This window comes from Microbacterium sp. SY138, from assembly GCF_039729145.1.
In the GTDB taxonomy this organism is placed as follows: domain Bacteria; phylum Actinomycetota; class Actinomycetes; order Actinomycetales; family Microbacteriaceae; genus Microbacterium; species Microbacterium maritypicum_A.
In genome coordinates, this window is the sequence record NZ_CP155793.1 from 2,898,165 (window position 1) to 2,922,888 (window position 24,724).

Genomic DNA, 24,724 nt, shown 5'->3' on the forward strand with positions numbered 1-24,724 from the left:
GCTAAACTGGTGAGCTATGTCTGATGGCCCCCTGATCGTCCAGAGCGATCGCACCGTGCTGCTCGAAGTCGCCCATGCCGATGCCGAGAGCGCCCGGCATGAACTGGCGATCTTCGCCGAACTGGAACGGGCTCCCGAGCACATCCACACGTACCGGATCACGCGTCTGGGTCTGTGGAACGCCCGCGCCGCAGGGCACACCGCCGAGGACATGCTCGAGACTCTGGACCGCTGGTCGCGCTTCCCGGTGCCCCCCTCGGTTTCCGTCGATCTGCGCGAGACCGTCAACCGTTACGGGCGTCTGGTCATCGAACGCGATGAGGAGGGAACGCTCATCCTGCGCTCCTCCGACCCCGCGGTGCTGGCGCAGGTCGCGAACAACAAGCGCATCCAGCCGCTGCTCATCGGGCACCCGACACCGGAGACGTTCGTCGTCGATGCCTGGGCGCGCGGGCAGATCAAACAGGAGCTGTTGAAGATCGGCTGGCCCGCCGAAGACCTCGCCGGATACACCCCGGGCACCCCGCACGAGATCGACCTCGCCGAGGACGGCTGGCACATCCGTCCCTACCAGCAGGATGCCGTCGACGCCTTCGCGAAGGACGGATCGGGCGTGGTCGTGCTGCCCTGCGGTGCCGGCAAGACGATCGTGGGCGCCGGCGCGATGGCCGCGACCAAGACGACGACGCTGATCCTCGTCACGAACACGGTGTCGGCGCGGCAGTGGCGCGACGAACTGCTCAAGCGCACCAGTCTGACCCCCGAGGAGATCGGCGAGTACTCGGGCCAGGCGAAAGAGGTCAAGCCCGTCACCATCGCGACCTACCAGATCCTCACCGCGAAGCGCAAAGGCGAGTACGCCCACCTGGCGTTGCTCGACGCGCTCGACTGGGGGCTCATCGTGTACGACGAGGTCCACCTGCTCCCCGCGCCGGTTTTCAAGCTGACCGCCGACTTGCAGGCGCGCCGCCGCATCGGCCTCACCGCCACCCTCGTGCGCGAGGACGGTCGCGAGGGCGACGTCTTCAGCCTGATCGGCCCGAAGCGCTTCGACGCCCCCTGGAAGCAGATCGAAGCGCAGGGCTTCATCTCCCCCGCCGCCTGCTACGAGGTGCGCGTCGATCTGCCGCCGGACGACCGGCTCGAGTACGCCGCGGCGACCGACGATGAGCGGTATCGTCTCGCGGCGTCCGCCCCGGCGAAGGTCCAGGCCGTGCGCGAGCTCATCGCGAAGCACGAGGGCGAACGCATCCTCGTGATCGGGCAGTACCTCGATCAGCTCGAGTCGCTCTCCGAGGCCCTGAACGCCCCGCAGATCACCGGCGCGACCCCGGTCGACGAGCGCGAAGAGCTCTACCGTGCGTTCCGTGAAGGCGACATCTCGCTGCTCGTGGTGTCGAAAGTGGCGAACTTCTCGATCGACCTTCCCGAGGCTTCCGTCGCGATCCAGGTGTCCGGGTCGTTCGGATCGCGTCAGGAGGAAGCCCAGCGTCTGGGCCGCCTGCTGCGCCCGAAGCAGTCGGGCCACACCGCGAGCTTCTACACCCTCGTGGCCCGCGACACCATCGACCAGGACTACGCCCAGAACCGTCAGCGCTTCCTGGCCGAGCAGGGCTACAGCTACACGATCATGGACTCGGACGCGATCGCTGCCTGACCTCGGGAGATCATGCTCCGGTGGTGCGGCCGTGCAGTACGCCGCCCAGTCGATGGGTTCCGAGCACTCCGGCCGGCGCGGATGCGGCCCGGGCCGTGCGTGCGATCCCGAGCCTTGCAGCCCAGCGGTCGGCGAGCAGGGCGTAGACGACCATGGCCAGTGCCGAGGCGAGCAGGTCGACGGCGGTCCCCGAAGTCGCGTTGGCATCGACCAGCGTGACGGATCCGAGCAGGAAGATGAGCACGTTGTTGACGATGTGCAGGGAGATCGCGGCTTCGAGTCCCCCCGTACGCCAGGTCAGCCAGGCGGCGACGATCGCGAACATGCCCACGCTCGCCGCGCCCCAGATGTCGTAGCCGTGACCGAGCACGAACAGCGGCACGGGCAGCAGGATCGCGAAGGCGGGATGACGGAGCCAGCTCCCGACCAACTGCATCAGGTATCCGCGGAACACATACTCCTCCGCGGCGGCTTGAAAAGGGATGAGCAGCAGCACGAGCAGCACCATCGTCCAGAGCCCGGGGTGGGAGAAGTCCGCGACGACCGCATCGCCGCTCAGGGCCGACCAACCCAGCACCGCAACGAAGTAGACGGCGAACACGGCGAGCGCCAGCAGCAGGCTCTTTCCGAGCCACCCCATCCGCAGCCGTCCGGTGACCGATGACAGCAGCCCCACACCGCGACCCTCCACCATGCGCGAGGCCAGCAGCAGTGCGGGGATCATCAGGATCAGCGGCAGCACCAGTGCGACGAGCAGCCACGGCCGGTCGAGGTCGAAGAACTGCGAGGTGGCGAGGAGCGTCTGCGATTCGACACCCCACCCGGGGACGAACATCGACACGATGGCCAACGGCACGATCACGATCACGAGGATCGCGACGTAGAGGGCGATGCCGACGAGTCCGGTCAGCAGCATGCGCCACCAGCGATACCGCGGACGCAGATGCGCCAGCCGATGATAGGCGACCTGATCGACATCAGGCGCGTCCGGCAGGGCGACGGGGCTTCCGGGGGCTTCAGGGCTTCCGGGGGCGACGGTGACGTCCTCGTTCCAGCTCATGCATCGATCCTCCCCCGTGCACCTGTGCGGCGCATCCACCCCCGGGACGATCTCGCTCCTACGGACTGTGCACACAGCATCGGAGGATGCGTGCGCACGCTTCCCGAAGGGGCGACTCCACGCCGTTCCGCACAATAGTCAGCATCCCCATGGCCGAAGTCACCATAATGGGGACATGACTGCTCCGCGCATCCTGGTCGTCGACGACGAACCCAACATCCGCGACCTGCTCTCCACGGGTCTCAGCTTCGCCGGATTCCAGGTGAAGACGGTCGCCAACGGCGCCGCCACGATCTCGGCCGTCCTCGAAGAGGAACCCGACCTCATCATCCTGGACGTCATGCTGCCCGACATGAACGGGTTCAGCGTGACCAAGCGCCTCCGCGGTGCGGGATTCACGGCGCCCATCCTGTTCCTCACGGCGAAGGACGGCACCGAGGACAAGATCGAGGGACTCAACGCGGGTGGCGACGACTACGTCACCAAGCCCTTCAGCCTCGACGAGATCGTCGCCAGGGCTCAGGCCATTCTCCGCCGTACGATGCAGGCCGACGAGGAGTCGATCATCCGCGCCGGCGAGCTGTCCATGGACCAGGACACGCACGACGTTCATGTCGGCAAGGAACCGATCGAGCTGAGCCCGACCGAGTTCAAGCTGCTGCGCTACCTGATGCTCAACCCCAACCGCGTGCTGTCGAAGGCGCAGATCCTCGACCACGTGTGGGAGTACGACTTCAACGGTGACGCCGGCATCGTCGAGAGTTACATCTCCTACCTGCGTCGCAAGATCGACCCGCACACCGAGGAGTCGCTCATCCAGACCAAGCGCGGCTTCGGCTACATGCTGAAGGTCGGCAAGACGGTCTGACGACCACCGCACCACCAACGACGCCGCCTCGCGGCGCAGCCGCCGCACCGGGGAGGACCGCATGGCGCACAAGCCCGATGCGGTCACCAGCTGGTGGCGGCGCATCAGCCTTCGGGCCAAGGTCACCGGCGTCACGGTGGCGGTGCTGGCGCTCGGGCTGCTCGTCGCGGGTATCGGCACGGTGCCGATCCTGCGCAACGCCCTGGTCGCGAACATCGATGCCCAGTTGCCCGCCCTGGTCTCGAGCGATCTCGTCGACCGCTACTTCGACACGGTGACGGTCGACGGCGTCACCACCTACAGCCCGCGCGATGAGCAGCCTCGAGACTTCTCCTTCGCGATCTACGATGCGACGGGTGAACTCCGCGCCACAGCACGAGGCACTTCAGGCCAGGCGCCTCTCTTCCCCTCGCAGTACTCGCTCGCGAAGGCGACCGCCAACACGGATCAGATCCCGCTCGAGATGACGGGAGCCGAAGGCGAGCTGTTCCACGCGGCGGTCGCCGTCGTCCCCTCGGAAGGCGGTGTCCTGCGCATCCAGTTGGTCGCTCTTCCTCTCGCACCCGCCGATCGCATCATCAGCCAGTACTTCGGCATCTACATCTCGATCGCCCTGATCACGATCCTGATCGCCGCACTGCTCACGCGCGGGCTCGTGACACTCACGTTCCGCAGGCTCGGTCAGGTCGAGGCCACCGCCATGTCGATCGCGGCCGGCGACTTCCGGCAGCGGCTGACCGACCTCGAGCCGACCACCGAGGTCGGCCGGCTGAACACCGCCATCAACACGATGCTCGACCGGGTCGATCGCTCGCTCGCACAGCGGGACCGCACCGTGCAGCACATGCGGCGCTTCATCGGCGATGCGAGCCACGAGCTGCGCACCCCCCTGGTGAGCGTGCGCGGCTACGCGGAGCTCTACCGCATGGGCGCGATCAAGGGCGAGGAGGACACGGCGCGGGCCATGGAGCGCATCGAGAAGGAAGCGATCAGGATGGGGGTCCTGGTGGAGGACCTCCTCGCTCTCGCCCGGCTCGACGAGGAGCGCGAACCGGAGATCGTCCCCCTCGACCTACGGCCGATCGCGCGGGATGCAGCGCTCGATCTGCGTGCCGCGGCCCCCGGCCGGACCGTGACGGTGATCGACCGCACCGCGGACAGCAAGACCGCGGTACCTTTGCACGAGATCCCACCGCTCCAACCGCCGCAGCCGCCGACGCCGCGAGGCCTCTCCCGAGCCACGCTCTCGCGTCTTCGCCGACGCCCACGGCAGCCGGACCAGACTCCCGCGATCGACTTCACCGAAGTTCCCGATCTGCCCGTGCGCACCCCGCCGATCGTGCTCGGCGAAGAGAACAAGGTCCGCCAGGTCGTCACGAATCTCCTGGGCAATGCGCGCCGCTTCTCCCCCGAGGACGGGCCGATCGAGCTCGTGGTCGACTCCGACCGGGCGGCCGGCACCGCGAGCATCGCGATCGTCGATCACGGCGAGGGCATCCCGCCGCAGATCCGGGAGCAGATCTTCGAACGCTTCTGGCGTGCCGACACCTCCCGCGCGCGGGAGACCGGAGGCTCCGGCCTCGGACTCGCGATCGTCGCGTCGATCCTGAAAGCGCTCCACGGCGGCGTCGATGTATCGGAGACTCCGGGTGGGGGTGCGACGTTCACTGTGACTCTCCCGCTCGCACCGGCGCGCGCCACGCCTGCGCATCTCCTCGAAGACACGCAGCCTCTGGATCGACTCGACCTGCCGTAGCGGCCGTTCCGACGCCGGGCGCTTTCTGCACCGCCTGCCCGGCTGCCCCGTTGCTCACAGCGCACGGGATGACAGCGACCCGGAGAGGATAAGGACGCCGACGCTCGCTTAGCCTCGGAACCCCTACGAGAAGGAGTTCCCATGTCTGTCTTCACCGTCGACACCGAGGCCGTCTACGCGGCCCACGGCGCCACCCGCGCAACGATCGAGCGCTTGCAGGGCGAGTCCGCGACTCTGATGGCGCAGCTCCGACAGCTGCAGTCGACGTGGTCCGGCACGGCATCCCATGCTTTCCAGACGTGCGCCGAGCAGTGGCAGGGCGCGCAGCTCCATGTGGAGCAGGTGCTCGAATCGATCGGAACGTCGCTCGGCGCGGTCGCGACCCAGTACGCAGACGCCGATCAGTACTCGGCCAGCCTGTTCCGCTGACGCACACGCGTATCGACGCAGAACGCCCCCGGCCGAAGCCGGGGGCGTTCTGTCATGAGAGCAGGATCAGAAGTCCATGCCACCCGACGGGTCACCCATGGGAGCAGCGGCCTTCTCCGGCTTGTCAGCGACGACGACCTCGGTGGTGAGGAACAGCGCCGCGATCGAGGCTGCGTTCTGCAGCGCCGAGCGGGTCACCTTCGCGGGGTCGATGATGCCGGCGCCGAACATGTCGACGTACTCGCCCGTAGCCGCGTTCAGGCCCTGGCCCGCGGGGAGCTCGGCGACCTTGTTCGCGACGACACCGGCCTCGAGACCGGCGTTCAGCGCGATCTGCTTCAGCGGAGCCTGGATCGCGACGCGGACGATGTTCGCGCCGGTCGCCTCGTCACCCGTGAGCGAGAGCGCGTCGAGCGCCTTCGTTCCGGACTGGATGAGCGCGACGCCACCACCGGGGACGATGCCCTCCTCGACGGCCGCCTTCGCGTTGCGGACAGCGTCCTCGATGCGGTGCTTGCGCTCCTTGAGCTCGACCTCGGTCGCGGCTCCGGCCTTGATGACGGCCACACCACCGGCGAGCTTCGCCAGGCGCTCCTGCAGCTTCTCGCGGTCGTAGTCGCTGTCGGTGTTCTCGATCTCGCGACGGATCTGCGTGACGCGACCCTCGATCTGGTCTGCCTCACCGGCACCCTCGACGATCGTGGTCTCGTCCTTGGTGACGATGACCTTGCGCGCACGACCCAGCAGGTCGAGCGTGGCGTTCTCGAGCTTGAGGCCGACCTCTTCGGTGATGACCTGTCCACCGGTGAGGATCGCGATGTCCTGCAGCTGCGCCTTGCGGCGGTCGCCGAAGCCGGGAGCCTTGACGGCGACCGACTTGAAGATGCCCTTGAGCTTGTTCAGGACGAGCGTCGCGAGAGCCTCGCCCTCGACGTCCTCGGCGATGATGACGAGCTCCTTGCCGTCCTGGATCACCTTGTCGACGATGGGCAGGAGGTCCTTGATGTTGGAGACCTTCTGGTTCGCGATGAGGATGTACGGGTCCTCGAAGACAGCCTCCTGGCGCTCCGGGTCCGTGACGAAGTACGGGTTCAGGTAGCCCTTGTCGAAGCGCATGCCCTCGGTGAGCTCGAGTTCGGTACCGAACGTCTGCGACTCCTCGACGGTGACGACGCCTTCCTTGCCGACCTTGTCGATCGCCTCGGCGATGAGCTCGCCGATCGCGGGGTCAGCAGCGGAGATGGAAGCCGTGGCAGCGATCTGCTCCTTCGAGTCGATCTCCTTGGCGCTGGCGAGCAGCTCCTCGGTGATCGCGGCGACGGCCTTCTCGATGCCGCGCTTGAGCGAGATGGGGTCGGCGCCGGCTGCGACGTTGCGCAGACCCTCGCGGACCAGAGCCTGAGCGAGGACCGTGGCGGTCGTGGTGCCATCACCTGCGACGTCGTCGGTCTTCTTGGCGACCTCCTTGACGAGCTCCGCGCCGATCTTCTCGTACGGGTCGTCCAGCTCGATCTCCTTGGCGATGGAGACACCGTCGTTCGTGATCGTGGGGGCTCCCCACTTCTTCTCGAGAACGACGTTGCGGCCACGCGGGCCGAGGGTGACCTTGACCGCGTCGGCGAGGATGTTCAGGCCGCGCTCGAGGCCGCGGCGGGCCTCCTCATCGAAAGCAATGATCTTTGCCATGAGTTTTTTCGTCCCTCCTGGACGTAGACGTTGGGTTTAGCACTCAGAGTAAGAGAGTGCTAACGCCATTCTGGCACTCGACACCTTCGAGTGCAAGCCGCCGGAGGAGTGGCGCACGCGGAGGTCAGGGGGCCGGGGTCTCCCCGGGCGTCTCGGGCGCGGAACTCGATCGATCGAGGCCGATCACCACCGTGAACTGCTTCAGACCGTCCTCCGTCTGACCGGAGTAATAGTCGCTCTGCTGCACGGCAGCGCCACCGAGGAGGTTCGCCAATCCGATCGCGGCGAGCTCATCCTCATCGTTGACGTAGAAGACGGTGGTGGTGGCGAAGTCCTGACTCGAGCTGTCTCCGGCGAAGACGATGTCCGGCGCCCATCCATTGTTGACGAGGACGTCCCGCATCTGCGTGTCGAGCCCCTCGTCCGGCGTGCCGTTGAGGATCATCACGGAGACCGAGGTGTCCACCACACCCGTCTCGACCGGAGTGGGGACCGGCGTGGACGCCGCCTCGGGAAAGAGCGAGATGCGCCCCATCACCACGAGGGAACCGAAGATCCCGGCGATGATGAGGACGAGGGCGGCGACGAAGGACCAGAGCAGCACGACCCAGCCGTTCATCCCCGGAGCTTCGGCGCGATGCGCTCCCACACGTCCGGAGGAACGGGGAACGTCATCGAAGCGATCGCGGGAGGGCTTGGACACCCCTCGATGCTAGCGTCACCTTCCTGGCATTCCGATCCGCGGCGCGGAACACCCGATTCGGGAAGCCGCCGACGGCTCTTCTCAGCCGACGAAACCCGGTGTGCGAGCCGAGCGCTGCCTGGCGCGTGAATCCCGGATGCGGCGCAGCCGCCGCACCAGCATCGGATCGTACTCCAGAGCGGCTTCCGACTCGATGAGCCGCCCGAGGAGCTGGTAATAGCGGGCCGAACTCATGCCCAGCTGGGCGCGGATGACTTCTTCCTTGGCTGAGCCGTGCCGCGGCCAGGCGACCTCGATGGCGAGGATCGCGCGATCGCGCTCCGTCAGGTCTCCGAGCATGACTCCAGGTTAGGACGCGACGGTCGAGGGAGACGTTCGCCACTCCCACCAGCCTCCGAGGGGATCGGCGGCGGCACGCACCCTCCCGTCGATGGCGACGACGAAGCCCGGCCAGTCGTCCGCATCCACCGACGGCACCCAGACGTCGAGCACTCCCGGCGGATCGATCGTGATCCAGCGGGCGTCCAGCGCTGCTATGCGGGCGACCAGCGCGTTCCGCTGCGCTCGCGGGATGTGCACCAGCACTCCGGGCGTGGTGATGACGAGCGTGGCATTCCCAGGCGCGGCAGCCGCCAGGGCATCGATGCGTTCCAGAGCGTCTCCGACGAGGAGCAGTGCGGGATCGGAGGCCGCGATCTCGAGCGCAGCATCGATCCGCTGCTCCCGTCTCTCCTCACCCGGCCACACGAGTCCCCGCAGCCATCCCCGGTCACGTGGGTCGGCCGCGTCGAGCGGCGCCAGATCGATGCCCGCCCGCCACGCCACCTGCGGCATCCGCAGCGGGGGCATCGCGCCGGTCACCCGGCTCTCCAGCACGACGGTCGACGGTCCCTCCACGGGATCAAGGCCGACGCGGAGCGCACCCTCTTCATCGACGAAGCGGTACGAGTACCTGTCGGGATAGAGACACAGCCCGGCGGAGGCTCCGATCTCGAGCAACGCGATCGGACCCTCGATCTCGGACAGCACGGGAAGCAGCGCGGCGAGGCGCAGCGGTTCGTTCGTCTGCAGGCTGCGACGGCCGCATTCCGCCACCACCTCGTCGGCGTTGCGCAGCACGAAGTCCCGCCACTGCGGATAACCGGCGAGCTCGGCCCCAAGCAGACGGGTGACGGCGAACACGAGGGGCGGCTGCCTCCGGGTCTCGGGAATCCGCAGCAGGATGCGCCTCACCTCGACATCGGCCGCCACGCCGGCCGCCCATTCCGCGTACAGCGCGCTGCGGCCGGGGGCCTCGTCACGGGCGAATCGTGCGTAACGTTCCTGCTCGGCATCCGTCATGCGTCCATTCTGACCCGGAGCACCCGATACCCCGTCGCACGGGGGAGAATGGACGGGACTCAGGAGGACACATGTCGTACAGCGTGGACAAGACCGAAGAAGAATGGCGCGAGGAGCTCGGCGAAGAGCAGTACGCGGTGCTGCGCCAGGCCGCGACCGAGCGGGCCTGGACCGGCGAGCTGCTCGATGAGGAGCGGGCGGGCCTGTACACCTGTGGCGCATGCGATGCCGAACTCTTCAAGAGCGGCACGAAGTTCGACTCCGGATGCGGATGGCCGAGCTTCTACGAGTCGATCCGCCCCGATGCGGTCGAACTCATCGAGGACGACAGCCTCGGGATGGTGCGCACCGAGGTGCGCTGCGCCAACTGCGGATCGCACCTCGGCCATGTCTTCCCCGACGGATTCGGCACGCCGACCGGCGACCGCTACTGCATGAACTCGATCGCACTGAACTTCACTCCCGAAGCCTCGTGAGCGCCCTCGACGCTGTCCTGGCACGGCAGTCCTGGTCGAAGGTCGAAGACACCGCCCCGACTCGCGACGAACTTCTCACGTTCATTTCGGCGGCCGGCCGTGTGGCCGATCATTCTTCTCTGCGCCCCTGGCGGCTGATCGAACTCCGCGGCGCGGATCGCGAGGTGCTGGGCGCGGCGATCGCCGAAGCCCAGGGCGACTCCTCGCCCTCGTCGAAGCCGCTTCGTGCCCCTCTGCTCATCGCCGTCGTCGCCAGTTACCGGAAGAGCGAGAAGGTACCCCGTTGGGAACAGGAGGCCGTCGCCTCCGGTGTCGCCCACATGCTGAGCTTGCTCCTCGACGAAGCGGGGTGGGGCGTCATCTGGCGCACCGGCCACTACACGCGCGCGAAGGCGGTCGCCAGAGCTCACGGCCTCGCCGAGAACGAGGAGCTCCTCGGCTGGCTGTATGTGGGAGGCAAGCCCGAAGACAAGAAGCCCGGTCGACGCAAGCCCATAGATGCACGCGCGCTCGTCACGCGCATGCCGCAGGCGAATGCCGAGAATGCCCCGAAGACGGCGACGAACACCGAGAAGGTGAAGAAGGTGAAGAAGGTGAAGAACGCCAAGAAAGCGAAGAAGGCGAAGAAGGCCGAGAAGAAGTAACCCTTCAGCGGCGACGCGGCCACGGGACCGCGACCACCACCGACGCGACGGCCACGACGACCATCGCGAGCACCTGCCAGAGCGCTGGTCCGGCCGCGGGCGGCCACATGAGGTCGATCACGACCGACGTGACCAATTGCCCGAGCACCGACCCCAGGCCCATGAGCAGCACCCCGGTCTGCGCCACGATGAACGTGCCGAGGAGGATGTAGGAGGCACCCAGGAACCCTCCGAGGTACAGCCAGGGCTCGGTGGGAAGCCCCGCCGGTGCGCCGCGGAACGCGATGCTCACCCCGGATGCCAGGGCGAGCACCACGGTGCCGGCGATGAAGCTCATCAGAGTGGCGGCGAGGGGCGAACGCGCCCGCTGGGCCAGGCGCCCGTTGGTCGCTGCCTGCCAGGCGATCCCGACACCCGCGGCGAACGGGAGCAGCAGCATCCACAGCGGCGCGGTGGCCAGCACGTCGCCGGAGAGCGAGATGCCGACCGCGGCGAGCGCGAGCAGCCCCCCGAGCACCCGCCCTGGCGTGACCGCCACGACTCCTGCGGGCCCGAATCCGATCCGATCGAGCACGAGGCCGTGAACGGTCTGCCCCGCCACCACACCGACGGTGAACAGGGAGACGCCGAGCACACCGGCGGTGAGACCTTGCGTCGAGACGGTGAGTGCGCCACACGCTCCCCCGAGCAGCATCCAGACGGGGATCGTCTGGTGTCGGATGCCGCTCCACAGGCGTGCGACGCCTCGCCGAGCCGACGGGAGGGCGGAGATCACGACGGCGAGCGCCACGAGTCCCACGGAGAACGAGAGGAAGCCGGCGACGATCCCATCGTCGACGCGCACACCGAGCACCCCGTTGATCCGCGCCTGGATCGCCGTCATGACACCGATCGCGACCGCTCCTCCGAGGGCCAGCGGAGCGGGAAGTCGACGGGTCTCTGGCACCTGTCGACCCTACCCGAGCGCTCGCCCGCTCCTCTCTCCGTGAATGTCCGAGGCCGGGACTACGCTGGCGGCATGTGCGCGAGCTACGGACTCGATCCCCGATTCACCGATGCCGAACTCCTCGCCGCCGCCGACGATGCGGTGCTCGAGGGCCTCCGCGTGTGGGCGCAGGAGAACGCCGGCGAGACCGTCCGACCGACGGGCAAGAACCTGCGCAACCTCAACCCGCTGATCGTGCAGCCAGATACCGCCCCGACCCTCGAACCCGCGTGGTGGGGGTTCCTCGTCGACGGCGAGCCGGCGAAATTCCCCTCGATCAACACCCGCTCGGAGCGGCTGCAGGAGCGTCCGGGCGGGGCGAAGTCGAGAGCGATCGTCCCCGCGACGAGCTGGTACGAGATGCAGAAGCCGTCTCGGCAGTGGAACGAGTTCATCGTCGACGACGGCACTCTGTTCGGCATGGCTGCGGTCACGCAGCGCGGCCGCACGGCCGACGGCGAGTGGTTCACGTGCTATTCCATCGTGATGCGTCCCGCTCCCCCTCACCTCGTCGACCTGCACGACCGGATGCCCCTCCTCGTTCCGTCCACCCTGAGCCATGACTGGCTGACCGCACCGGCGTCGCGGGAGATCATCGACGAGGCCGTCATCGCTTCAGACGAGATGGCCGCGCGGGTGCAGGCTCGCCCTCGCGCCTGACCCTCTGATGTCCCACGCGGGTCGGACACTTCGCCGTCAGATGTGTACCTGAGGGGGACGCGCGACACCCGGGGCGCTCCGTAACGTTGTGCCCATGATCACAGCAGAAGGCCTCACGAAGAGGTTCGGAGACAAGACCGCCGTCGACGACGTGTCGTTCACGGTCAAGCCGGGCAGCGTCACCGGCTTCCTCGGCCCGAACGGCGCCGGGAAGTCGACCACCATGCGGATGATCGTCGGCCTCGACCGCCCGACGTCGGGGCGTGCCACCATCGCCGGACGCGAGTACCGCAAGCTCCGCGCACCTCTCACCGAAGTCGGTGTCCTCCTCGACGCCAAGGCGGTGCACACCGGTCGCACCGCTCGCAACCACCTCCGCGCCATGGCCGCGACACACGGCATCCCCTCCTCCCGAGTCGATGAGGTCATCGACCTTGCGGGCATCGGGTCGGTGGCACGTAAACGCGCGGGCGGATTCTCGCTCGGAATGGGGCAGCGCCTCGGCATCGCTTCGGCACTGCTCGGCGACCCGCACACGCTGATCCTCGACGAGCCGGTGAACGGCCTCGACCCCGAGGGGGTGCGCTGGGTGCGCCAGTTCGTCCGTCACGTGGCATCAGAGGGGCGCACCGTGCTGCTCTCGAGCCACCTGATGAGTGAGATGGCGCAGACCGCCGACCACGTCATCGTGATGGGCCGCGGTCGGGTGCTCGCGGATGCCCCGCTCGCGGAGCTCGTGCGCTCCTGGACTCGGAACACGGTGCGGGTCCGCACACCGAGACCAGCCGACCTGGCTGCCGCCGTCGGAGGGCCGGAGGTGGAGATCGTGAGCTCGGCTCCCGATCTGCTCGACATCGTGGGGCTGCCCGCCGCGCGGATCGGCGATCTGGCCGCCGACCGCGGCATCCCGCTCCACGAACTCACCCCGACCACCGGATCACTCGAAGACGCCTATCTCGCCCTCACCGGCGACTCCGTCGAGTACCGCACCAAGGAGATCTCATGACCACGACACAGGCTCCCGCTCCCACGCGGACACGCGTCGACACCGGTCGTCGGCTGACGTTCATGCGCGCACTGCGCGGCGAGTGGATCAAGCTCGCCACCCTGCGCTCGACGTGGTGGTCGATCGGCATCACCGCCGCCCTCACGGTCGGCATCGCCGTGCTCATCGCCCTCGCTGTCGATGTGCCGGACTTCAGCCCGATCCAGGCCGTGGTCATGCCGATCCAGTTCACGATGCTGCTCGCCGGCATCATCGGCGCGATCTCGGTCACCGGTGAGTACTCGACGGGGATGATCCGTTCGACGCTCACTGCGAACCCGATTCGCGGTTCGGTGCTGGCCGCGAAGTCGACGGTGCTGGCACTGTTCCTGTTCGTCTCGTCGCTGGTGATCTTCGTCGTCTCCGCGGTGGCCGTCTCCCTCATCGTCGCCCCGCGTGACCAGGGCATCGACTGGTCGGACCCGACAGCATCGGTGCTTCCGATCGTGGTGGCTTCCTTGTCGATGGCCGTCTTCGCGCTCATCGGCGTCGCGTTCGGATTCGTCCTGCGCTCCGGTGCGGGCGCCATCGCCGCAACCGTCGGTGTGCTGTTCGTCCTGCCGATCGTGGCGAACTTCTTCTCCTTCGCCGGAGAGACGTGGGCATGGGTCCTGCAGGCCGCCGCCTACCTTCCGGACGCCGCCGCACGGAGTGCGATCATGCCCGGAGCCGGTGCCGCGCTCGACGCTCCGGTTGCGTTCCTGACGCTGGGCTGCTGGGTCGTGGGTGGTGCCGCCGTCGCGTGGGGCGTGCTGCGCACCCGCGACGCGTAAAGTCGGCCTGTGAGCAGAACGCGAAGCCGCAGCGACTCGGTCCGCGAGGACGAGGAGCTGCGGCTTCCGCGCGCCCCGGGCCTGTTCCGACGGTTCTGGGCCCGCCATCCGCTGTTCGCCGACATCCTGCTCGCGCTGATCTGCCTGTTCCTATCCCTCGCCCCCGCCGCGCCGTACCCCAACACCTCGCTCCCGGAGGGCACATACATCGCCATCAACATCGCGACGTTGGTGATGGTCGCGATCGGATGCAGCACTCTGCTCTGGCGTCGACGGGCACCCCTGGGTCCCTTCGTCGCTGCGGTGATCCTGGGGACCGTCGGACTGTTCACAGGCATGTCCGGAGGCATCGTCCTCCTGCTCGTCGCCTGCTACGGCGTGGCGGTCTACAGATCGGCGCGTCTGGCCTGGATCTGTTACGGGATCGGTGCCGCTTGGTTCCTCGGACTCACCACGATCCTCATGCTGACCGGCACGACCCTGCTCCAGGTCGGCATCGATACCGCCCTCGGCTACGTCGCGCTCGGGCTCATCGGCACGCTCGTCGGGGTCAATGTGGGCGGCCGCAAGCGCTATCTCCTCGCCATCATCGACCGATCCCGTCAACTCCTGATCGAGCGCGATCAGCAGGCGCAACTCGCCGCCGCCTCGGAACGCGCCCGCATCGCACGGGAGATGCACGATATCGTCTCCCACTCCCTCACCGTGATCGTCGCACTGTCCGAAGGGGCGGCCGCCACCCCCGATCGGGAACAGGCCCGGAGGGCTGCGGTATCCGTCGCGGACACCGCCAGAGGCGCTCTCACCGAGATGCGTTCGATGCTCGGTGTGCTGCGCGACGACGAATCGCCGCTGCCCCTGGCGCCGATGCAACCCGTACCCGCGCGTGACACCGTGGAGACGGCTCAGCGCGCGGGCTACCCGGCGACGCTCACCGTCATCGGGCAGGCCGATGTCTCCCCCGCCGTCGCGCATGCGATCGGCAGGATCGTGCAGGAGGGCGTGACCAACGCCATGCGCCACGCCCCGACCGCGAAGAGCATCACCGTGCGGCTGGAGTACACGGCCGACACGGTCGTGATCGAGATCGTCAACGACGGCGTCTCGGGTGAGATCGGCTCAGACGGATTCGGTGTGCGCGGGCTCTCCGAGCGTGCCGCCCACGTGCATGGGACGGTGCGATCCGCACCTGAGGATGGAGGACGATGGATTCTGCGGGCGGTGCTTCCCACATCGGGAAGCAGGCCCGCCGCACCGCGACAGACGATGGAGGACGACGCATGACGCAGGCGATCAGAGTGCTGCTGGTGGATGACCAGGAGCTGATCCGTCTCGGCTTCCGCATGGTGCTGGAGTCTGAGGAGGACATCGTCGTCATCGGCGAAGCCGGCGACGGGAAAGCGGCGATCACGCAGAGCGCGCTGCTCGCTCCCGACTTGGTGCTGATGGACATCCGGATGCCGGAGCTGGACGGCATCGCCGCCACCGAGGCCATCGTCCGAGAACGTCCGCAGACCAAGGTGCTCGTTCTGACCACCTTCGATCTCGACGAATACGCGTTCGGAGCCATCCGCGCGGGCGCGAGCGGATTCCTGTTGAAGGATGCCCAGCGCCACGAGATGATCTCCGCGGTGCGCGCCGTCCACCGCGGGGATGCGGTGCTGTCCCCGCGTGTGACGAGAGCGCTGCTGGAGCACGTGACGCCTCGGCTCGGCGGAGCGCCCGCGACTCCGGCCGCAGAGGAGAGCGCTGCTCTCGAATCGCTCACGGAACGTGAGCGGGACGTCTTCCTCGCGATCGGCCGCGGACTCACCAACGCAGAGATCGCTCAGAGTCTGTACGTCGGCGAGTCCACGGTCAAGACCCACGTCGGTCGTGTGCTGGCGAAGCTCAGCGCGCGGGACAGGATCCACGCGGTCATCCTGGCGCATCGGCTCGGGCTCGTCGGCGACTAGCCCGATCTCATCAGGCTCGCGACGGCGCCCATTCCGAGACGCGGTCGAGCCGCTGCACCTCATCGTCCGAGAGCTCCAGACGCGCCCCGGCGAGCAGGTCGGGAACCTGTTCCACGGTTCGCGCGCTCGCGATCGGTGCGACCACGGTCGGTTGCGCGCGAAGCCACGCGAGCGAGGTCGCGGCGATCGAAACGCCGTGCACATCGCCGATCTCCTCGAGCGCGTCGATGATCCGCAGGCCCGCTTCGGTGGCGTATTTCGCGGCGCCCTGCGCCCGGGGCGAAGTCTGACCCGCGGCGTCCGTCGAGCGGTACTTGCCGGTGAGGAAGCCACTGGCCAGGGAGTAGTACGGGATGAGTCCGAGGTCGAACTCCTCGGCGACCGGGATGATCGTGTCCTCGACCTCGTTGCGGTGCACGAGGTTGTAGTGCGGCTGCACCGCGACCGGCAGCGCGACTCCGAGGTGACGGGCGATCTCGACCCACTCGCGGATACGCTCGGCGGAGTAGTTCGACACGGCGATGTGCCGGACCAGGCCGTCTTCGACCAGTCGCCCGAATGCGCTGACGGTCTCCTCCAGCGGAACGGTCTCGTCATCGAAATGCGCGTAGTACAGGTCGATCTCATCGATGCCCAGGCGCTTCAGCGAGGCCTCGGCGGCCTTGCGGACATTCGCGGCGGAGAGGCCGCGGAACTGCGGGTGCTGACTGACCTTGGTCGCGACGACCACACCCGCAGGTTTGCGCGAGGCCAACCACTCGCCGACGATCGTCTCACTCTCTCCTCCTTCGTTTCCCGGCACCCACGCGCTGTACGAGTCGGCGGTATCGATGAAGTCTCCGCCTCCGTCCACGAAGGTGTCGAGGACGGCGAAGGACGTGTCACGGTCGGCTGTCCAGCCGAACACGTTGCCGCCGAGCGAGAGCGGAAGGACGTCGAGATCACTGGTACCGATGCGGGTCATGATGAGAGCAACCGGTGATCCCGCCTCCCGCATTCCCGGACGACGCCGTGTTGCGCTCCATGAACGTCACGGTGGCAATGCCTCCCCCCTCGTCGTGGATCTGCGAGGGGCGGCCCACGATCCGCGGATCCGGAGCGTGGGCGACCATCGGGTCCTTGCCCGGATAGTCGAACCGTGCGAGAACACATCTCATCGCTTCCAGCCGCGCGCGCCTCTTGTCGTTCGACGAGATGACGACCCACGGGAGGGCCGGGGTGTCCGTGTGGAAGAACATGGCCGCCGCTGCCTCGGTGTAGTCCTCCCATCTGTCGACGCTCGTGAGGTCGGTGGGGCTGAGCTTCCACTGCTTGAGCGGATCCTCGCCGCGACGGGTGAACCGGCGCCGTTGTTCCGCCTCGCCGATCGAGAACCACAGCTTGATGAGGCGGATGCCCGAACCGACAAGCATGCGCTCGAACTCCGGCGCGGTCTGGATGAACTCCTCGTACTCCGCCGACGAGCAGTACCCCATCACGCGTTCGACGCCCGCTCGGTTGTACCAGGAGCGATCCATCAGCACGATCTCACCGCCCGACGGCAGATGCGCGACGTAGCGCTGGAAATACCACTGCGTCCGCTCGACATCGCTGGGTTTGTCGAGCGCGACGACACGAGCGCCGCGGGGGTTCAGGTGCTCCATGAAGCGTGCGATCGCACCGCCCGCGCCCGCCGCATCCCGCCCCTCGAACAGGATGAGGACCCGTTCCGACGAGCGCGTGATGTGCGCCTGGAGTTTGAGGAGTTCGATCTGCAGCAGTCGTTTCTCGCGCGCGTATGCCGCCCGTGTGACCGTCGGGAGTTCGGACGAGCTGCCCATCGCCTCCCCCTCCCCTGGCGCTTCTCGATCGCGCGACGCATGAGGCAAAGCGCAGGTGGCCGCGGCGGGGAGTCGGCCACCTGCGCCGTCATCGACCCGGCGTGATCTCGTTGAATCCACCAGGAAACTCAACGCTTAGTAACATATCACCTCGTAGCGCGATACTCCGGAATGTACTTCTCGCACCCAGCCGTCACCGGAGACGCGACGAGGTCGAAGTCACGGCTATCGTTCACTCATGGGAACGATCCAGTACGGCAGCGGTGACGAGATCCACATCGAGGACCGCGCACTCGCACATCTCAAAGTGGTCATCGCCACGAAATTGCGACGCAATGAGAGCTTCACGCTGTCGTGGCGGCACCCCGACGGCGACGCCCCCGGCCGTTCGACCATCTGGCTGCACCCATCGATCCCGCTGCGCTTCACCTTCGACGAGCCAGAGGCCCCTCAGCTCAACCCGAAATGGATTCAGGACCTCATGCAGTCGGCGAGCTCCACGGGCGGGATCAGCCTCATCGAGGAAGTGGTCGAAGCGCCGCCGACCGGCGACGCGGACTCACCTCACCTGGACTGAACTCTCCGAATGAGCGACGTGCGGACGCGCGTCAGCTCGCCCGCCACACGGAGAGCAGCTGCCATCCTTCCGGCACCTGGGACTCGAGCGCGGCCATGTCGTCACCCTCGATCTCGCGGATGCCGTCGCGACGCAGGAACTTGCCCTCGACGGATCGCATCGATCCGGCCTTCTCCATCGTCGCCATGGCCGACACCAGGTCCCATCCCGCAGGCGCCTGGGCGGTGAGCTGTGCACGGACCTCGGCGAGATCTTCGCCTTTGAGGGTGACGCTGTGGGCTTCGAGCGGGCGGATCAGTCCGTGGAGCATCAGACCAGCCTACGACCCTCCACCCGCGATCCCGTCGGGGCCACGGACACGCTGCCGGCAACCGGATTCTGCAGCTGATCCGTTTCCGCGCGCAGAGCGTGGGCACTTCCGTGGGCAGTGCCCAGATCGTGCGCTCCACTCCCCTCGCCGCCGTCGTCGAGTTCCGCGCGGAAGAGAAGACGTTCCGATGCTGGGTGTGGGGTAACGCCGTGGCGCTCGCCGACGAAGTCTCCTGAAACGACAGAAGACCCCCACCCGGCCGAAGCGGGAGGCAATCTCTCACGTTATCGAGCTCTGAGGTCGGGTGTCTGTAGACCAAAGAGGGGACAGCGCGGCGGGCGTGTTCTTCAATACGTTGTGCGTATGAGTCCTCCTCAAGAACCACATCCGCTGGGTGCGAGCTTCGCACATCGCCCCGTATCGCGTCGGACCATGCTCGCGGCCACCGGCATTACCGCAGGCGTAGCGCTCGTCGGGCACGGCATCCTGACCGGTGAATCGGCGTCCGCAGCTGTACCCGCCGCGAACGGATACATCTACCCCACTGACCCGTTCAAAGCATCCACCGAGGCAGCTGGACAGTTCAACGCGCCACGTGAGGGCACGCGACGCCATATGGGGCTGGACACCTGGGGGTACCGTGGCATGCCGATCCTCGCAATAGCAGGTGGATATGTATCCGGAGGCGACTGGGAGTCCACGCCCAGCGATCCCCACGGGTGGGGGAACCACATCGTCGTCGACCATGGCAACAGCGTTGTGAGCAGGTATGCCCACTTCGAAGGGGCCCCCATCGTCGCGCGAGGCGCGACGGTCGCACAGGGGCAGGTGCTCGGCTACATGGGCAACAGCCAACGAGGACCACGCAACTCCGCGATGGGAGTGCACCTGCACTTCGAGATTCTCGTGAACGGTGCCTTCGTCAGCCCCCTCGCATTCTTGGCGGGCAACTCATCTCCGCCCGTGACTAACCCCAACCCTGACCCCGGCTACGAACCGATTGGAATCGCTGACATGACCTTCCTGCGCATCACCCCCATCAACGGAACCAACGCCGACGCCGGCGTATACCGCTGGATCATCGACCCCGCCGCAGGAACCAAGCGGAACATCGACGGGGGCGAGTACGAGTACCTGAAAGCTGTCGGCTACCGTGAGGTGGGGGGCCTCCAGCCTCCGATCACCTCGGCGCGGTATCAGCAGATCTATCCGGCAGCAACCACTCCGTAAAGCAACAGAAGACCCCACCCTGCGTCGGGCAGGGTGGGGTCTTCTGCGTTCAGAGTCCGAGGCGATCGGTGGATCGCGGCCGCGGCCGCGGCGGTGATGACCTGCACGGCGGTGCGGATCGCTCGAGTCCGCTGCGATCACGCTCGATGTCTATGCCGACCTCTTCGACGACAATCTCAGTGCTGTCTCGGCGAACCTCGAGAGCGCCGCCCGCGCGCAGAGTGCGGGCAAATCGTGGGCAACACTCCTCGCCCAGACACGATAAAGGCCCGCATCCCACTGGCTCCAGGGACGCGGGCCTTCGTCTCAGAGCCGACTACGGGACTCGAACTCTCCTTCACGGCCGCGGCGCGGGGACATCCGCGAAACGACGGGCGCAATCGACCACGCTCAACCGCCTACAACCACCGTCAGACGCGGACACCCGTGGGTAGAACGTGGGCGCGCCGTGCTCCGCTCACACGAGAGTTGACGGCTCTCGTTCAGGACGTCGGATGCCTCGGCATAGAACCGAACCTCTCGGCCGGAGGAAGGAATCACCGGCGATGGGGAACCCTGCGGCGACGCTCGCTCGGCGCGACCGACGTCATGGCGCTCGCTGAGCTGTCGAAGGTTCCCGGCGTCGCATGGGACACGTTCTCGTTCCTCGCCGGCTACATCGGCGCCCCCACGTCCTGACTCCCTAGGGACGACGAGAGACCCCCACCCGGCCGAAGCCGGGTGGGGGTCTCTCAACATATCGACGTCTGAGCTCGCGCGTCTGTAGGCCGAAAAGGGGACAGCGCGGGCCGGACGGTGAACCCTAGGTTTAGTTCCATGCACAACACCCTCGAGGCGCCGCCGCCGGGAATCATTGCAGCCGATAACCCCGGCACAGCACCACCGCCCGCTAGCCGTCCACCCGTATCACGACGGATCTTCCTATCCGCAGCTGCCATCGCAGCCCTTGTGGCTGCCGCGGGCCCAGTCGTGGGGCAGGCAACTTCTGCCCGTGCCGACTGGGGGCCATATCGGAATGGTGAGATCCCACTGGATGCGCTCACCCCTATCCCATGGAAGCCGTCTCTCTACCTGCGGTCCGACGCAGTAGCAGCGCTCGTTGCTCTGAACGCCTCGTTCCGGAAACAGTTCGGACGCGACCTGCCACTGTCAGATGCCTACAGAGACCTCCCCAACCAAGTCAAAGCCCGCCAAGACTGGTGCGCCCGGGGCCATTGCGAGAACGCTGCAATACCTGGGCAATCGAACCACGGCTGGGCTGTCGCCATCGACATTGGTATCCCTATCGATGCATGGACCAATCCGATCTACCTCTGGATGAAATCGAACGCCCCCCAGTGGGGGTGGATCCATCCGAACTGGGCAGAGCCCGGTGGGCAGAAACCAGACGAAGCCTGGCACTGGGAGTACACAGGCGTCTACAAGCCGACCCCCGAGACATCAGCAACGGAGAACAACGTGGAAGCAATCGTCAAGGCCCCGAACGGAATCGTCGTGCACCTCCGGCCTGGAGGAAAGACGAACTTCGGGACACCGCAGGAGTACAACCTCTTCCGTGATCAGATCGCTTTCCTTCGCAACGCCGGTGCGACCGATGTGATGGCGCTTCCTGAGCTGTCCACAGTGCCCGGCGTGACGTGGGACACCTTCATCTACCTCTCGCGCTACATCGGCGCCCCCGAGTAGGTACGCAGCGTCAACAGCGTGACACGCTGAAACGACAGAAGATCCCCGCCAAGCTAGGCGGGGATCTTTTTGCGATCAAGTGCACTCGAGCCGTGAGGGGCTGTCCTGGGCTGGCCTGATGTTCATCGGTCTCATCTGCTCTCCTTCCGCGCTATCCGACCTGATTCCTCCGCTGAATGTCCGAACTGCCGACAGCATTCGGATCATTCGGCCTGTGAGTCTTCTGGGTGGCCGATCGCAGCCGAGAGGAACCCTCATGTCAGACGCCACGCCCGCCGCCGGTTGGTACCCGGCACCGCACGCCGACAACGAGCTGCGCTACTGGGACGGTATGCACTGGCTCGAGCCGGAGCCCGCCCCTGCCAACGTGACCAGCGATGCACTCCCGACGGCGGCAGATGTTCCCGGTGAGGCCGCAACGCCGACCGAGGCGGAACCCAGCGCGAAGGCGAAGATGCCCGCGAAGAAAAAGTGGATCATCGGCGGATCGATTGCCGCCGGGTGGAGTGTCGAGATGCTCCTCGCCTAGACAGGACAAAGGCCCGCATCCCGACTGTTTCCATGGGATGCGGGCCTTCGTGTGTGGAGCCGACTACGGGACTCGAACCCGTAACCCCCGTATTACAAGTACGGTGCGCTACCAATTGCGCCAAGTCGGCGGATGCCATCCATCAGCTTAGCGATGGCATCGACCCCGGTTCGAACTACGGGGCGGGCGTGGTGGTCGACGTGGGCGTCGGAGACGGCGTCTCACGGGAGGCATCGCTCGCGACGCTCAGCACGAACTGCGAGAACTCGGCCGGGTCGTCGAACGCACCGACGTACGCCTCGCCGTTCGCGACGATCATGGGCGCGGTGTTGAGCATCAGGTCTTTCGAGCCGGCGAGCGGTCCGTCGAGCGCGCGCGTGGTCGCCTCCTTCGCCCAACCGACGAAGTCACCGTTCTCGATGCACGACCGGACGGCCTTGGTGTTGTCGGTGCCGACGGCGGCTGCCAGATTCGCCAGGTCCTCGTCTGACATCCCGTCACTGCCGACCTCGGGCTGGTCGTCGAGCAGGTCGTGATTGAAGGCGTAGAACTGCGCAGGCGAGTGCGTGGCGACGCACGCGGCGGCCGCGGCGGAACGCAACGAGTACTTGGTGCCGTTCGAGCTCGCGGTGAGCAAGGCGACCGGGTGGTAGCTGACGGTGACCGCCCCCTCCTCGATCCAACCGGCGAGCTGACGCGCATTTGCCCGCTCGAACTTTCCGGCGTCCGGCGAGAGGTAGTCGACGTAGACGTGGATGTCGACCTTGTCGGAGGAGGTCGCGCTGGGGGTCGGCTCAGTCGAAGCGCCCGCATCGGTCGGCTCTGCCGAGGGCGTCGCGGGGACCTCATCGGATCCGGCAACGGCGGTGATGTCGGTGACGACGACGCCATCCGACTCCATCCCCGTCGGGGTGAGCTTCGGCTTCGACACCTGAGCGGACACCGCAAGGGTCACGGCGGTGCCGATCGCCCCCACCGCGACGACGGCGACGGCGCCGATGATGATCCGTCGCATGAGGCGCGCCCTCGACTGCTGGGCGTGCACTTTCTGAGCCTTCTCCCGCACGGCCTCGCGAGAATTGCGAGGTGTGGGGACGTTCGGCGTTTCGTCGCTCGACATCGTTCCTCTTGTGAGTCTGCGGGGGTCCGGGTTGGCCCCGACCGCCGCTGAGCGACGATCGCCGCTGGGCGCGGCCGAGATCGATGCTAACCAGTGAGGCTGAGAAATACCCAGGTACAGCCGTTCATGTCATACTGATCTCGACCCAAAGACGGGTCACGGTGGCTCATCCCACCGCTTCATCACTACGGATCGTCCGGCACGTACCTGCCGGTGAAGGAGAAACACAATGGCATCTGTGACTTTCGACGAAGCCACCCGCCTGTACCCCGGTGGAACCCGTCCGGCCGTCGACAAGCTGAACCTCGAGGTCGGTGACGGAGAGTTCCTCGTCCTCGTCGGTCCTTCCGGTTGCGGTAAGTCCACATCTCTGCGTATGCTCGCCGGCCTCGAAGAGGTCAACGCCGGCCGCATCCTCATCGGCGACCGCGACGTGACCGACGTCCCGCCGAAGGACCGCGACATCGCGATGGTCTTCCAGAATTACGCCCTGTACCCGCACATGACCGTCGCCGAGAACATGGGCTTCGCGCTCAAGATCGCCGGCGTCGGCAAGGAAGAGCGCGCCGCACGCGTGCTCGAGGCCGCGAAGCTCCTCGACCTCGAGCCCTACCTGACCCGCAAGCCGAAGGCCCTCTCCGGTGGTCAGCGTCAGCGTGTCGCCATGGGCCGTGCGATCGTGCGTCAGCCGCAGGTGTTCCTCATGGACGAGCCGCTGTCGAACCTCGACGCCAAGCTCCGCGTCCAGACCCGTACCCAGATCGCATCGCTGCAGCGTCGTCTCGGCGTCACCACGGTCTACGTCACCCACGACCAGACCGAGGCGCTGACCATGGGCGACCGCATCGCGGTCCTCAAGGACGGTCTGCTCCAGCAGGTCGGCTCGCCCCGCGACCTGTACGAGAAGCCGAACAACGTCTTCGTCGCCGGCTTCATCGGCTCGCCCGCGATGAACCTGTTCTCGGCCGACCTCGCCGAGGGCGGCATCCGCTTCGGCACCGAGGTCGTCCCGCTCGACCGCGACACCGTCGGTCGCGCCAACGGTTCGCAGGTGACGGTCGGCGTGCGTCCGGAGGACATCGTCGTCGGCCCCGCCGACGGCAAGGGCCTCTCGGTCACGGTCGACCTCGTCGAAGAGCTCGGCGCCGACGGCTACCTCTACGGTCACACCGAGATCAACGGCAAGCGCGCCGACCTCGTCGCTCGCGTCGACGGTCGCAACCACCCGAACGCCGGCGAGACCGTCACGCTCGCCGCCTCGGCCGGCCACGTGCACGCGTTCGACATCGAGTCGGGTGACCGTCTGAACGACAAGCCGGTCGTCTCCGCCTGATCGGATCCACAGACGCGGCGCAGGCTGACCTCGGTCGCCTGCGCCGCGTCTCTTTTTCCTCTTCGTACGCCACCAGGAGCA

At 67.0% G+C, this 24,724-nt stretch carries 28 protein-coding genes and 1 tRNA gene; 18 read left to right on the forward strand and 11 right to left on the reverse strand.

Features of this window, described 5'->3' with window-relative positions; all coding sequences use genetic code 11:
• Positions 1-16: 16 nt before the first annotated feature.
• Positions 17-1,657 carry a DNA repair helicase XPB gene (locus tag ABDC25_RS13810; RefSeq protein WP_292762336.1) on the forward strand — a complete coding sequence of 547 codons (1,641 nt, stop codon included), beginning with the start codon at positions 17-19 and terminating at the stop codon, positions 1,655-1,657.
• A gap of 10 nt (positions 1,658-1,667) precedes the next feature.
• Here the strand turns inward: ABDC25_RS13810 and ABDC25_RS13815 are convergent, their stop codons facing one another.
• Positions 1,668-2,717 carry a type II CAAX endopeptidase family protein gene (locus tag ABDC25_RS13815; protein WP_021199049.1) on the reverse strand — a complete coding sequence of 350 codons (1,050 nt, stop codon included), beginning with the start codon at positions 2,715-2,717 and terminating at the stop codon, positions 1,668-1,670.
• 175 nt (positions 2,718-2,892) lie between these two features.
• Here ABDC25_RS13815 and ABDC25_RS13820 point away from each other — a divergent pair, with 175 nt between their 5' ends.
• The 3 genes from ABDC25_RS13820 to ABDC25_RS13830 all read left to right on the forward strand — a co-directional run bounded on the left by ABDC25_RS13820 (position 2,893) and on the right by ABDC25_RS13830 (position 5,770).
• Positions 2,893-3,585, forward strand: a complete 693-nt coding sequence (locus ABDC25_RS13820; RefSeq protein WP_021199050.1) for a response regulator transcription factor — start codon at positions 2,893-2,895, stop codon at positions 3,583-3,585.
• 61 nt (positions 3,586-3,646) lie between these two features.
• Positions 3,647-5,341, forward strand: coding sequence for an ATP-binding protein (locus ABDC25_RS13825; protein ID WP_347123222.1), 1,695 nt, complete (start codon positions 3,647-3,649; stop codon positions 5,339-5,341).
• A gap of 141 nt (positions 5,342-5,482) precedes the next feature.
• The gene (locus ABDC25_RS13830) at positions 5,483-5,770 is read left to right on the forward strand and encodes a WXG100 family type VII secretion target (RefSeq protein ID WP_021199052.1); all 288 of its coding nucleotides are present in this window, start codon (positions 5,483-5,485) and stop codon (positions 5,768-5,770) included.
• A 66-nt stretch (positions 5,771-5,836) separates the two neighbouring features.
• Here ABDC25_RS13830 and groL read toward each other — a convergent pair whose 3' ends face one another.
• The 4 genes from groL to ABDC25_RS13850 all read right to left on the reverse strand — a co-directional run bounded on the left by groL (position 5,837) and on the right by ABDC25_RS13850 (position 9,500).
• Positions 5,837-7,456: a chaperonin GroEL gene (gene groL / locus ABDC25_RS13835; protein ID WP_021199053.1), complete on the reverse strand. Its 1,620-nt coding sequence runs from the start codon at positions 7,454-7,456 to the stop codon at positions 5,837-5,839.
• A gap of 124 nt (positions 7,457-7,580) precedes the next feature.
• Positions 7,581-8,159, reverse strand: coding sequence for a LytR C-terminal domain-containing protein (locus tag ABDC25_RS13840; RefSeq protein ID WP_021199054.1), 579 nt, complete (start codon positions 8,157-8,159; stop codon positions 7,581-7,583).
• Positions 8,160-8,240: 81 nt separating this feature from the next.
• A complete protein-coding gene (locus ABDC25_RS13845) occupies positions 8,241-8,498 on the reverse strand; it encodes a DUF3263 domain-containing protein (protein WP_021199055.1) in 258 nt (85 codons plus the stop codon).
• A 9-nt stretch (positions 8,499-8,507) separates the two neighbouring features.
• Positions 8,508-9,500, reverse strand: a complete 993-nt coding sequence (locus ABDC25_RS13850; protein ID WP_347123225.1) for a DUF2332 domain-containing protein — start codon at positions 9,498-9,500, stop codon at positions 8,508-8,510.
• A 71-nt stretch (positions 9,501-9,571) separates the two neighbouring features.
• On the opposite strand from ABDC25_RS13850, the gene msrB reads away from it, so the two are divergent.
• The gene (msrB, locus tag ABDC25_RS13855; protein ID WP_021199057.1) at positions 9,572-9,976 is read left to right on the forward strand and encodes a peptide-methionine (R)-S-oxide reductase MsrB; all 405 of its coding nucleotides are present in this window, start codon (positions 9,572-9,574) and stop codon (positions 9,974-9,976) included.
• Positions 9,973-10,620, forward strand: coding sequence for a nitroreductase family protein (locus tag ABDC25_RS13860; protein ID WP_347123227.1), 648 nt, complete (start codon positions 9,973-9,975; stop codon positions 10,618-10,620). Before msrB ends, ABDC25_RS13860 begins: the two co-directional genes overlap by 4 nt.
• A 4-nt stretch (positions 10,621-10,624) precedes the next feature.
• Here the strand turns inward: ABDC25_RS13860 and ABDC25_RS13865 are convergent, their stop codons facing one another.
• Complete coding sequence (locus ABDC25_RS13865) at positions 10,625-11,536, reverse strand: DMT family transporter (RefSeq protein WP_031206933.1); 912 nt, start codon at positions 11,534-11,536, stop codon at positions 10,625-10,627.
• Positions 11,537-11,638: 102 nt separating this feature from the next.
• On the opposite strand from ABDC25_RS13865, the gene ABDC25_RS13870 reads away from it, so the two are divergent.
• From ABDC25_RS13870 to ABDC25_RS13890, 5 genes are all read left to right on the forward strand, one after another.
• Positions 11,639-12,265: an SOS response-associated peptidase family protein gene (locus ABDC25_RS13870; protein WP_029267207.1), complete on the forward strand. Its 627-nt coding sequence runs from the start codon at positions 11,639-11,641 to the stop codon at positions 12,263-12,265.
• A gap of 94 nt (positions 12,266-12,359) precedes the next feature.
• Positions 12,360-13,271, forward strand: a complete 912-nt coding sequence (locus tag ABDC25_RS13875; RefSeq protein WP_021199061.1) for an ABC transporter ATP-binding protein — start codon at positions 12,360-12,362, stop codon at positions 13,269-13,271.
• Complete coding sequence (locus ABDC25_RS13880) at positions 13,268-14,083, forward strand: ABC transporter permease (protein ID WP_347123231.1); 816 nt, start codon at positions 13,268-13,270, stop codon at positions 14,081-14,083. The genes ABDC25_RS13875 and ABDC25_RS13880 overlap by 4 nt, the downstream gene beginning before the upstream one ends.
• Before the next feature lie 9 nt (positions 14,084-14,092).
• On the forward strand, positions 14,093-15,367 hold the full coding sequence (locus ABDC25_RS13885; RefSeq protein ID WP_347123233.1) for a histidine kinase: 1,275 nt from the start codon (positions 14,093-14,095) through the stop codon (positions 15,365-15,367).
• Positions 15,364-16,038 carry a response regulator transcription factor gene (locus ABDC25_RS13890; protein ID WP_021199064.1) on the forward strand — a complete coding sequence of 225 codons (675 nt, stop codon included), beginning with the start codon at positions 15,364-15,366 and terminating at the stop codon, positions 16,036-16,038. The genes ABDC25_RS13885 and ABDC25_RS13890 overlap by 4 nt, the downstream gene beginning before the upstream one ends.
• Positions 16,039-16,048: 10 nt before the next feature.
• Here the strand turns inward: ABDC25_RS13890 and ABDC25_RS13895 are convergent, their stop codons facing one another.
• Together ABDC25_RS13895 and ppk2 are read right to left on the reverse strand one after the other, a co-directional pair.
• Entirely contained in the window at positions 16,049-17,002 is a 954-nt protein-coding gene (locus ABDC25_RS13895; protein WP_021199065.1) for an aldo/keto reductase, read from the reverse strand.
• A complete protein-coding gene (gene ppk2 / locus ABDC25_RS13900) occupies positions 16,980-17,858 on the reverse strand; it encodes a polyphosphate kinase 2 (RefSeq protein WP_347123236.1) in 879 nt (292 codons plus the stop codon). The genes ABDC25_RS13895 and ppk2 overlap by 23 nt, the downstream gene beginning before the upstream one ends.
• 238 nt (positions 17,859-18,096) lie before the next feature.
• Here ppk2 and ABDC25_RS13905 point away from each other — a divergent pair, with 238 nt between their 5' ends.
• Positions 18,097-18,435: a hypothetical protein gene (locus tag ABDC25_RS13905; protein ID WP_029267214.1), complete on the forward strand. Its 339-nt coding sequence runs from the start codon at positions 18,097-18,099 to the stop codon at positions 18,433-18,435.
• 31 nt (positions 18,436-18,466) lie between these two features.
• Here ABDC25_RS13905 and ABDC25_RS13910 read toward each other — a convergent pair whose 3' ends face one another.
• Positions 18,467-18,745: a hypothetical protein gene (locus tag ABDC25_RS13910; RefSeq protein WP_021199068.1), complete on the reverse strand. Its 279-nt coding sequence runs from the start codon at positions 18,743-18,745 to the stop codon at positions 18,467-18,469.
• A gap of 98 nt (positions 18,746-18,843) precedes the next feature.
• On the opposite strand from ABDC25_RS13910, the gene ABDC25_RS13915 reads away from it, so the two are divergent.
• The 5 genes from ABDC25_RS13915 (at position 18,844) to ABDC25_RS13935 (ending at position 22,190) form a co-directional block, all read left to right on the forward strand.
• Complete coding sequence (locus ABDC25_RS13915; protein ID WP_021199069.1) at positions 18,844-18,981, forward strand: hypothetical protein; 138 nt, start codon at positions 18,844-18,846, stop codon at positions 18,979-18,981.
• Between the two features lie 196 nt (positions 18,982-19,177).
• On the forward strand, positions 19,178-19,975 hold the full coding sequence (locus ABDC25_RS13920; RefSeq protein WP_347123239.1) for a M23 family metallopeptidase: 798 nt from the start codon (positions 19,178-19,180) through the stop codon (positions 19,973-19,975).
• Between the two features lie 468 nt (positions 19,976-20,443).
• Entirely contained in the window at positions 20,444-20,653 is a 210-nt protein-coding gene (locus ABDC25_RS13925; protein ID WP_021199071.1) for a hypothetical protein, read from the forward strand.
• Positions 20,654-20,791: 138 nt separating this feature from the next.
• Entirely contained in the window at positions 20,792-21,661 is an 870-nt protein-coding gene (locus tag ABDC25_RS13930) for a M15 family metallopeptidase (protein ID WP_347123241.1), read from the forward strand.
• A gap of 256 nt (positions 21,662-21,917) precedes the next feature.
• The gene (locus ABDC25_RS13935) at positions 21,918-22,190 is read left to right on the forward strand and encodes a DUF2510 domain-containing protein (RefSeq protein WP_021199073.1); all 273 of its coding nucleotides are present in this window, start codon (positions 21,918-21,920) and stop codon (positions 22,188-22,190) included.
• A gap of 54 nt (positions 22,191-22,244) precedes the next feature.
• On the opposite strand, the gene ABDC25_RS13940 is transcribed toward ABDC25_RS13935, so the two are convergent.
• Both ABDC25_RS13940 and ABDC25_RS13945 read right to left on the reverse strand, forming a co-directional pair.
• Positions 22,245-22,320 (reverse strand) — tRNA-Thr (locus ABDC25_RS13940).
• A gap of 45 nt (positions 22,321-22,365) precedes the next feature.
• Positions 22,366-23,310 (reverse strand): thioredoxin domain-containing protein, encoded by a 945-nt coding sequence (locus ABDC25_RS13945; protein WP_167255734.1) that lies wholly within the window; start codon positions 23,308-23,310, stop codon positions 22,366-22,368.
• 229 nt (positions 23,311-23,539) lie between these two features.
• Here ABDC25_RS13945 and ugpC point away from each other — a divergent pair, with 229 nt between their 5' ends.
• Positions 23,540-24,643 (forward strand): sn-glycerol-3-phosphate ABC transporter ATP-binding protein UgpC, encoded by a 1,104-nt coding sequence (gene ugpC / locus ABDC25_RS13950; RefSeq protein ID WP_021199080.1) that lies wholly within the window; start codon positions 23,540-23,542, stop codon positions 24,641-24,643.
• Positions 24,644-24,724 lie beyond the last annotated feature (81 nt).

Coding starts and splice junctions, on each gene's coding strand:
- ABDC25_RS13810 (WP_292762336.1), top strand. CDS start 17: ATGTCTGATGGCCCCCTGATCGTCCAGAGCGATCGCACCGTGCTGCTC.
- ABDC25_RS13815 (WP_021199049.1), bottom strand. CDS start 2,717: ATGAGCTGGAACGAGGACGTCACCGTCGCCCCCGGAAGCCCTGAAGCC.
- ABDC25_RS13820 (WP_021199050.1), top strand. CDS start 2,893: ATGACTGCTCCGCGCATCCTGGTCGTCGACGACGAACCCAACATCCGC.
- ABDC25_RS13825 (WP_347123222.1), top strand. CDS start 3,647: ATGGCGCACAAGCCCGATGCGGTCACCAGCTGGTGGCGGCGCATCAGC.
- ABDC25_RS13830 (WP_021199052.1), top strand. CDS start 5,483: ATGTCTGTCTTCACCGTCGACACCGAGGCCGTCTACGCGGCCCACGGC.
- groL (WP_021199053.1), bottom strand. CDS start 7,456: ATGGCAAAGATCATTGCTTTCGATGAGGAGGCCCGCCGCGGCCTCGAG.
- ABDC25_RS13845 (WP_021199055.1), bottom strand. CDS start 8,498: ATGCTCGGAGACCTGACGGAGCGCGATCGCGCGATCCTCGCCATCGAG.
- ABDC25_RS13850 (WP_347123225.1), bottom strand. CDS start 9,500: ATGACGGATGCCGAGCAGGAACGTTACGCACGATTCGCCCGTGACGAG.
- msrB (WP_021199057.1), top strand. CDS start 9,572: ATGTCGTACAGCGTGGACAAGACCGAAGAAGAATGGCGCGAGGAGCTC.
- ABDC25_RS13870 (WP_029267207.1), top strand. CDS start 11,639: ATGTGCGCGAGCTACGGACTCGATCCCCGATTCACCGATGCCGAACTC.
- ABDC25_RS13875 (WP_021199061.1), top strand. CDS start 12,360: ATGATCACAGCAGAAGGCCTCACGAAGAGGTTCGGAGACAAGACCGCC.
- ABDC25_RS13880 (WP_347123231.1), top strand. CDS start 13,268: ATGACCACGACACAGGCTCCCGCTCCCACGCGGACACGCGTCGACACC.
- ABDC25_RS13890 (WP_021199064.1), top strand. CDS start 15,364: ATGACGCAGGCGATCAGAGTGCTGCTGGTGGATGACCAGGAGCTGATC.
- ABDC25_RS13895 (WP_021199065.1), bottom strand. CDS start 17,002: ATGACCCGCATCGGTACCAGTGATCTCGACGTCCTTCCGCTCTCGCTC.
- ppk2 (WP_347123236.1), bottom strand. CDS start 17,858: ATGGGCAGCTCGTCCGAACTCCCGACGGTCACACGGGCGGCATACGCG.
- ABDC25_RS13905 (WP_029267214.1), top strand. CDS start 18,097: ATGGGAACGATCCAGTACGGCAGCGGTGACGAGATCCACATCGAGGAC.
- ABDC25_RS13910 (WP_021199068.1), bottom strand. CDS start 18,745: ATGCTCCACGGACTGATCCGCCCGCTCGAAGCCCACAGCGTCACCCTC.
- ABDC25_RS13920 (WP_347123239.1), top strand. CDS start 19,178: ATGCTCGCGGCCACCGGCATTACCGCAGGCGTAGCGCTCGTCGGGCAC.
- ABDC25_RS13930 (WP_347123241.1), top strand. CDS start 20,792: ATGCACAACACCCTCGAGGCGCCGCCGCCGGGAATCATTGCAGCCGAT.
- ABDC25_RS13935 (WP_021199073.1), top strand. CDS start 21,918: ATGTCAGACGCCACGCCCGCCGCCGGTTGGTACCCGGCACCGCACGCC.
- ABDC25_RS13945 (WP_167255734.1), bottom strand. CDS start 23,310: ATGTCGAGCGACGAAACGCCGAACGTCCCCACACCTCGCAATTCTCGC.
- ugpC (WP_021199080.1), top strand. CDS start 23,540: ATGGCATCTGTGACTTTCGACGAAGCCACCCGCCTGTACCCCGGTGGA.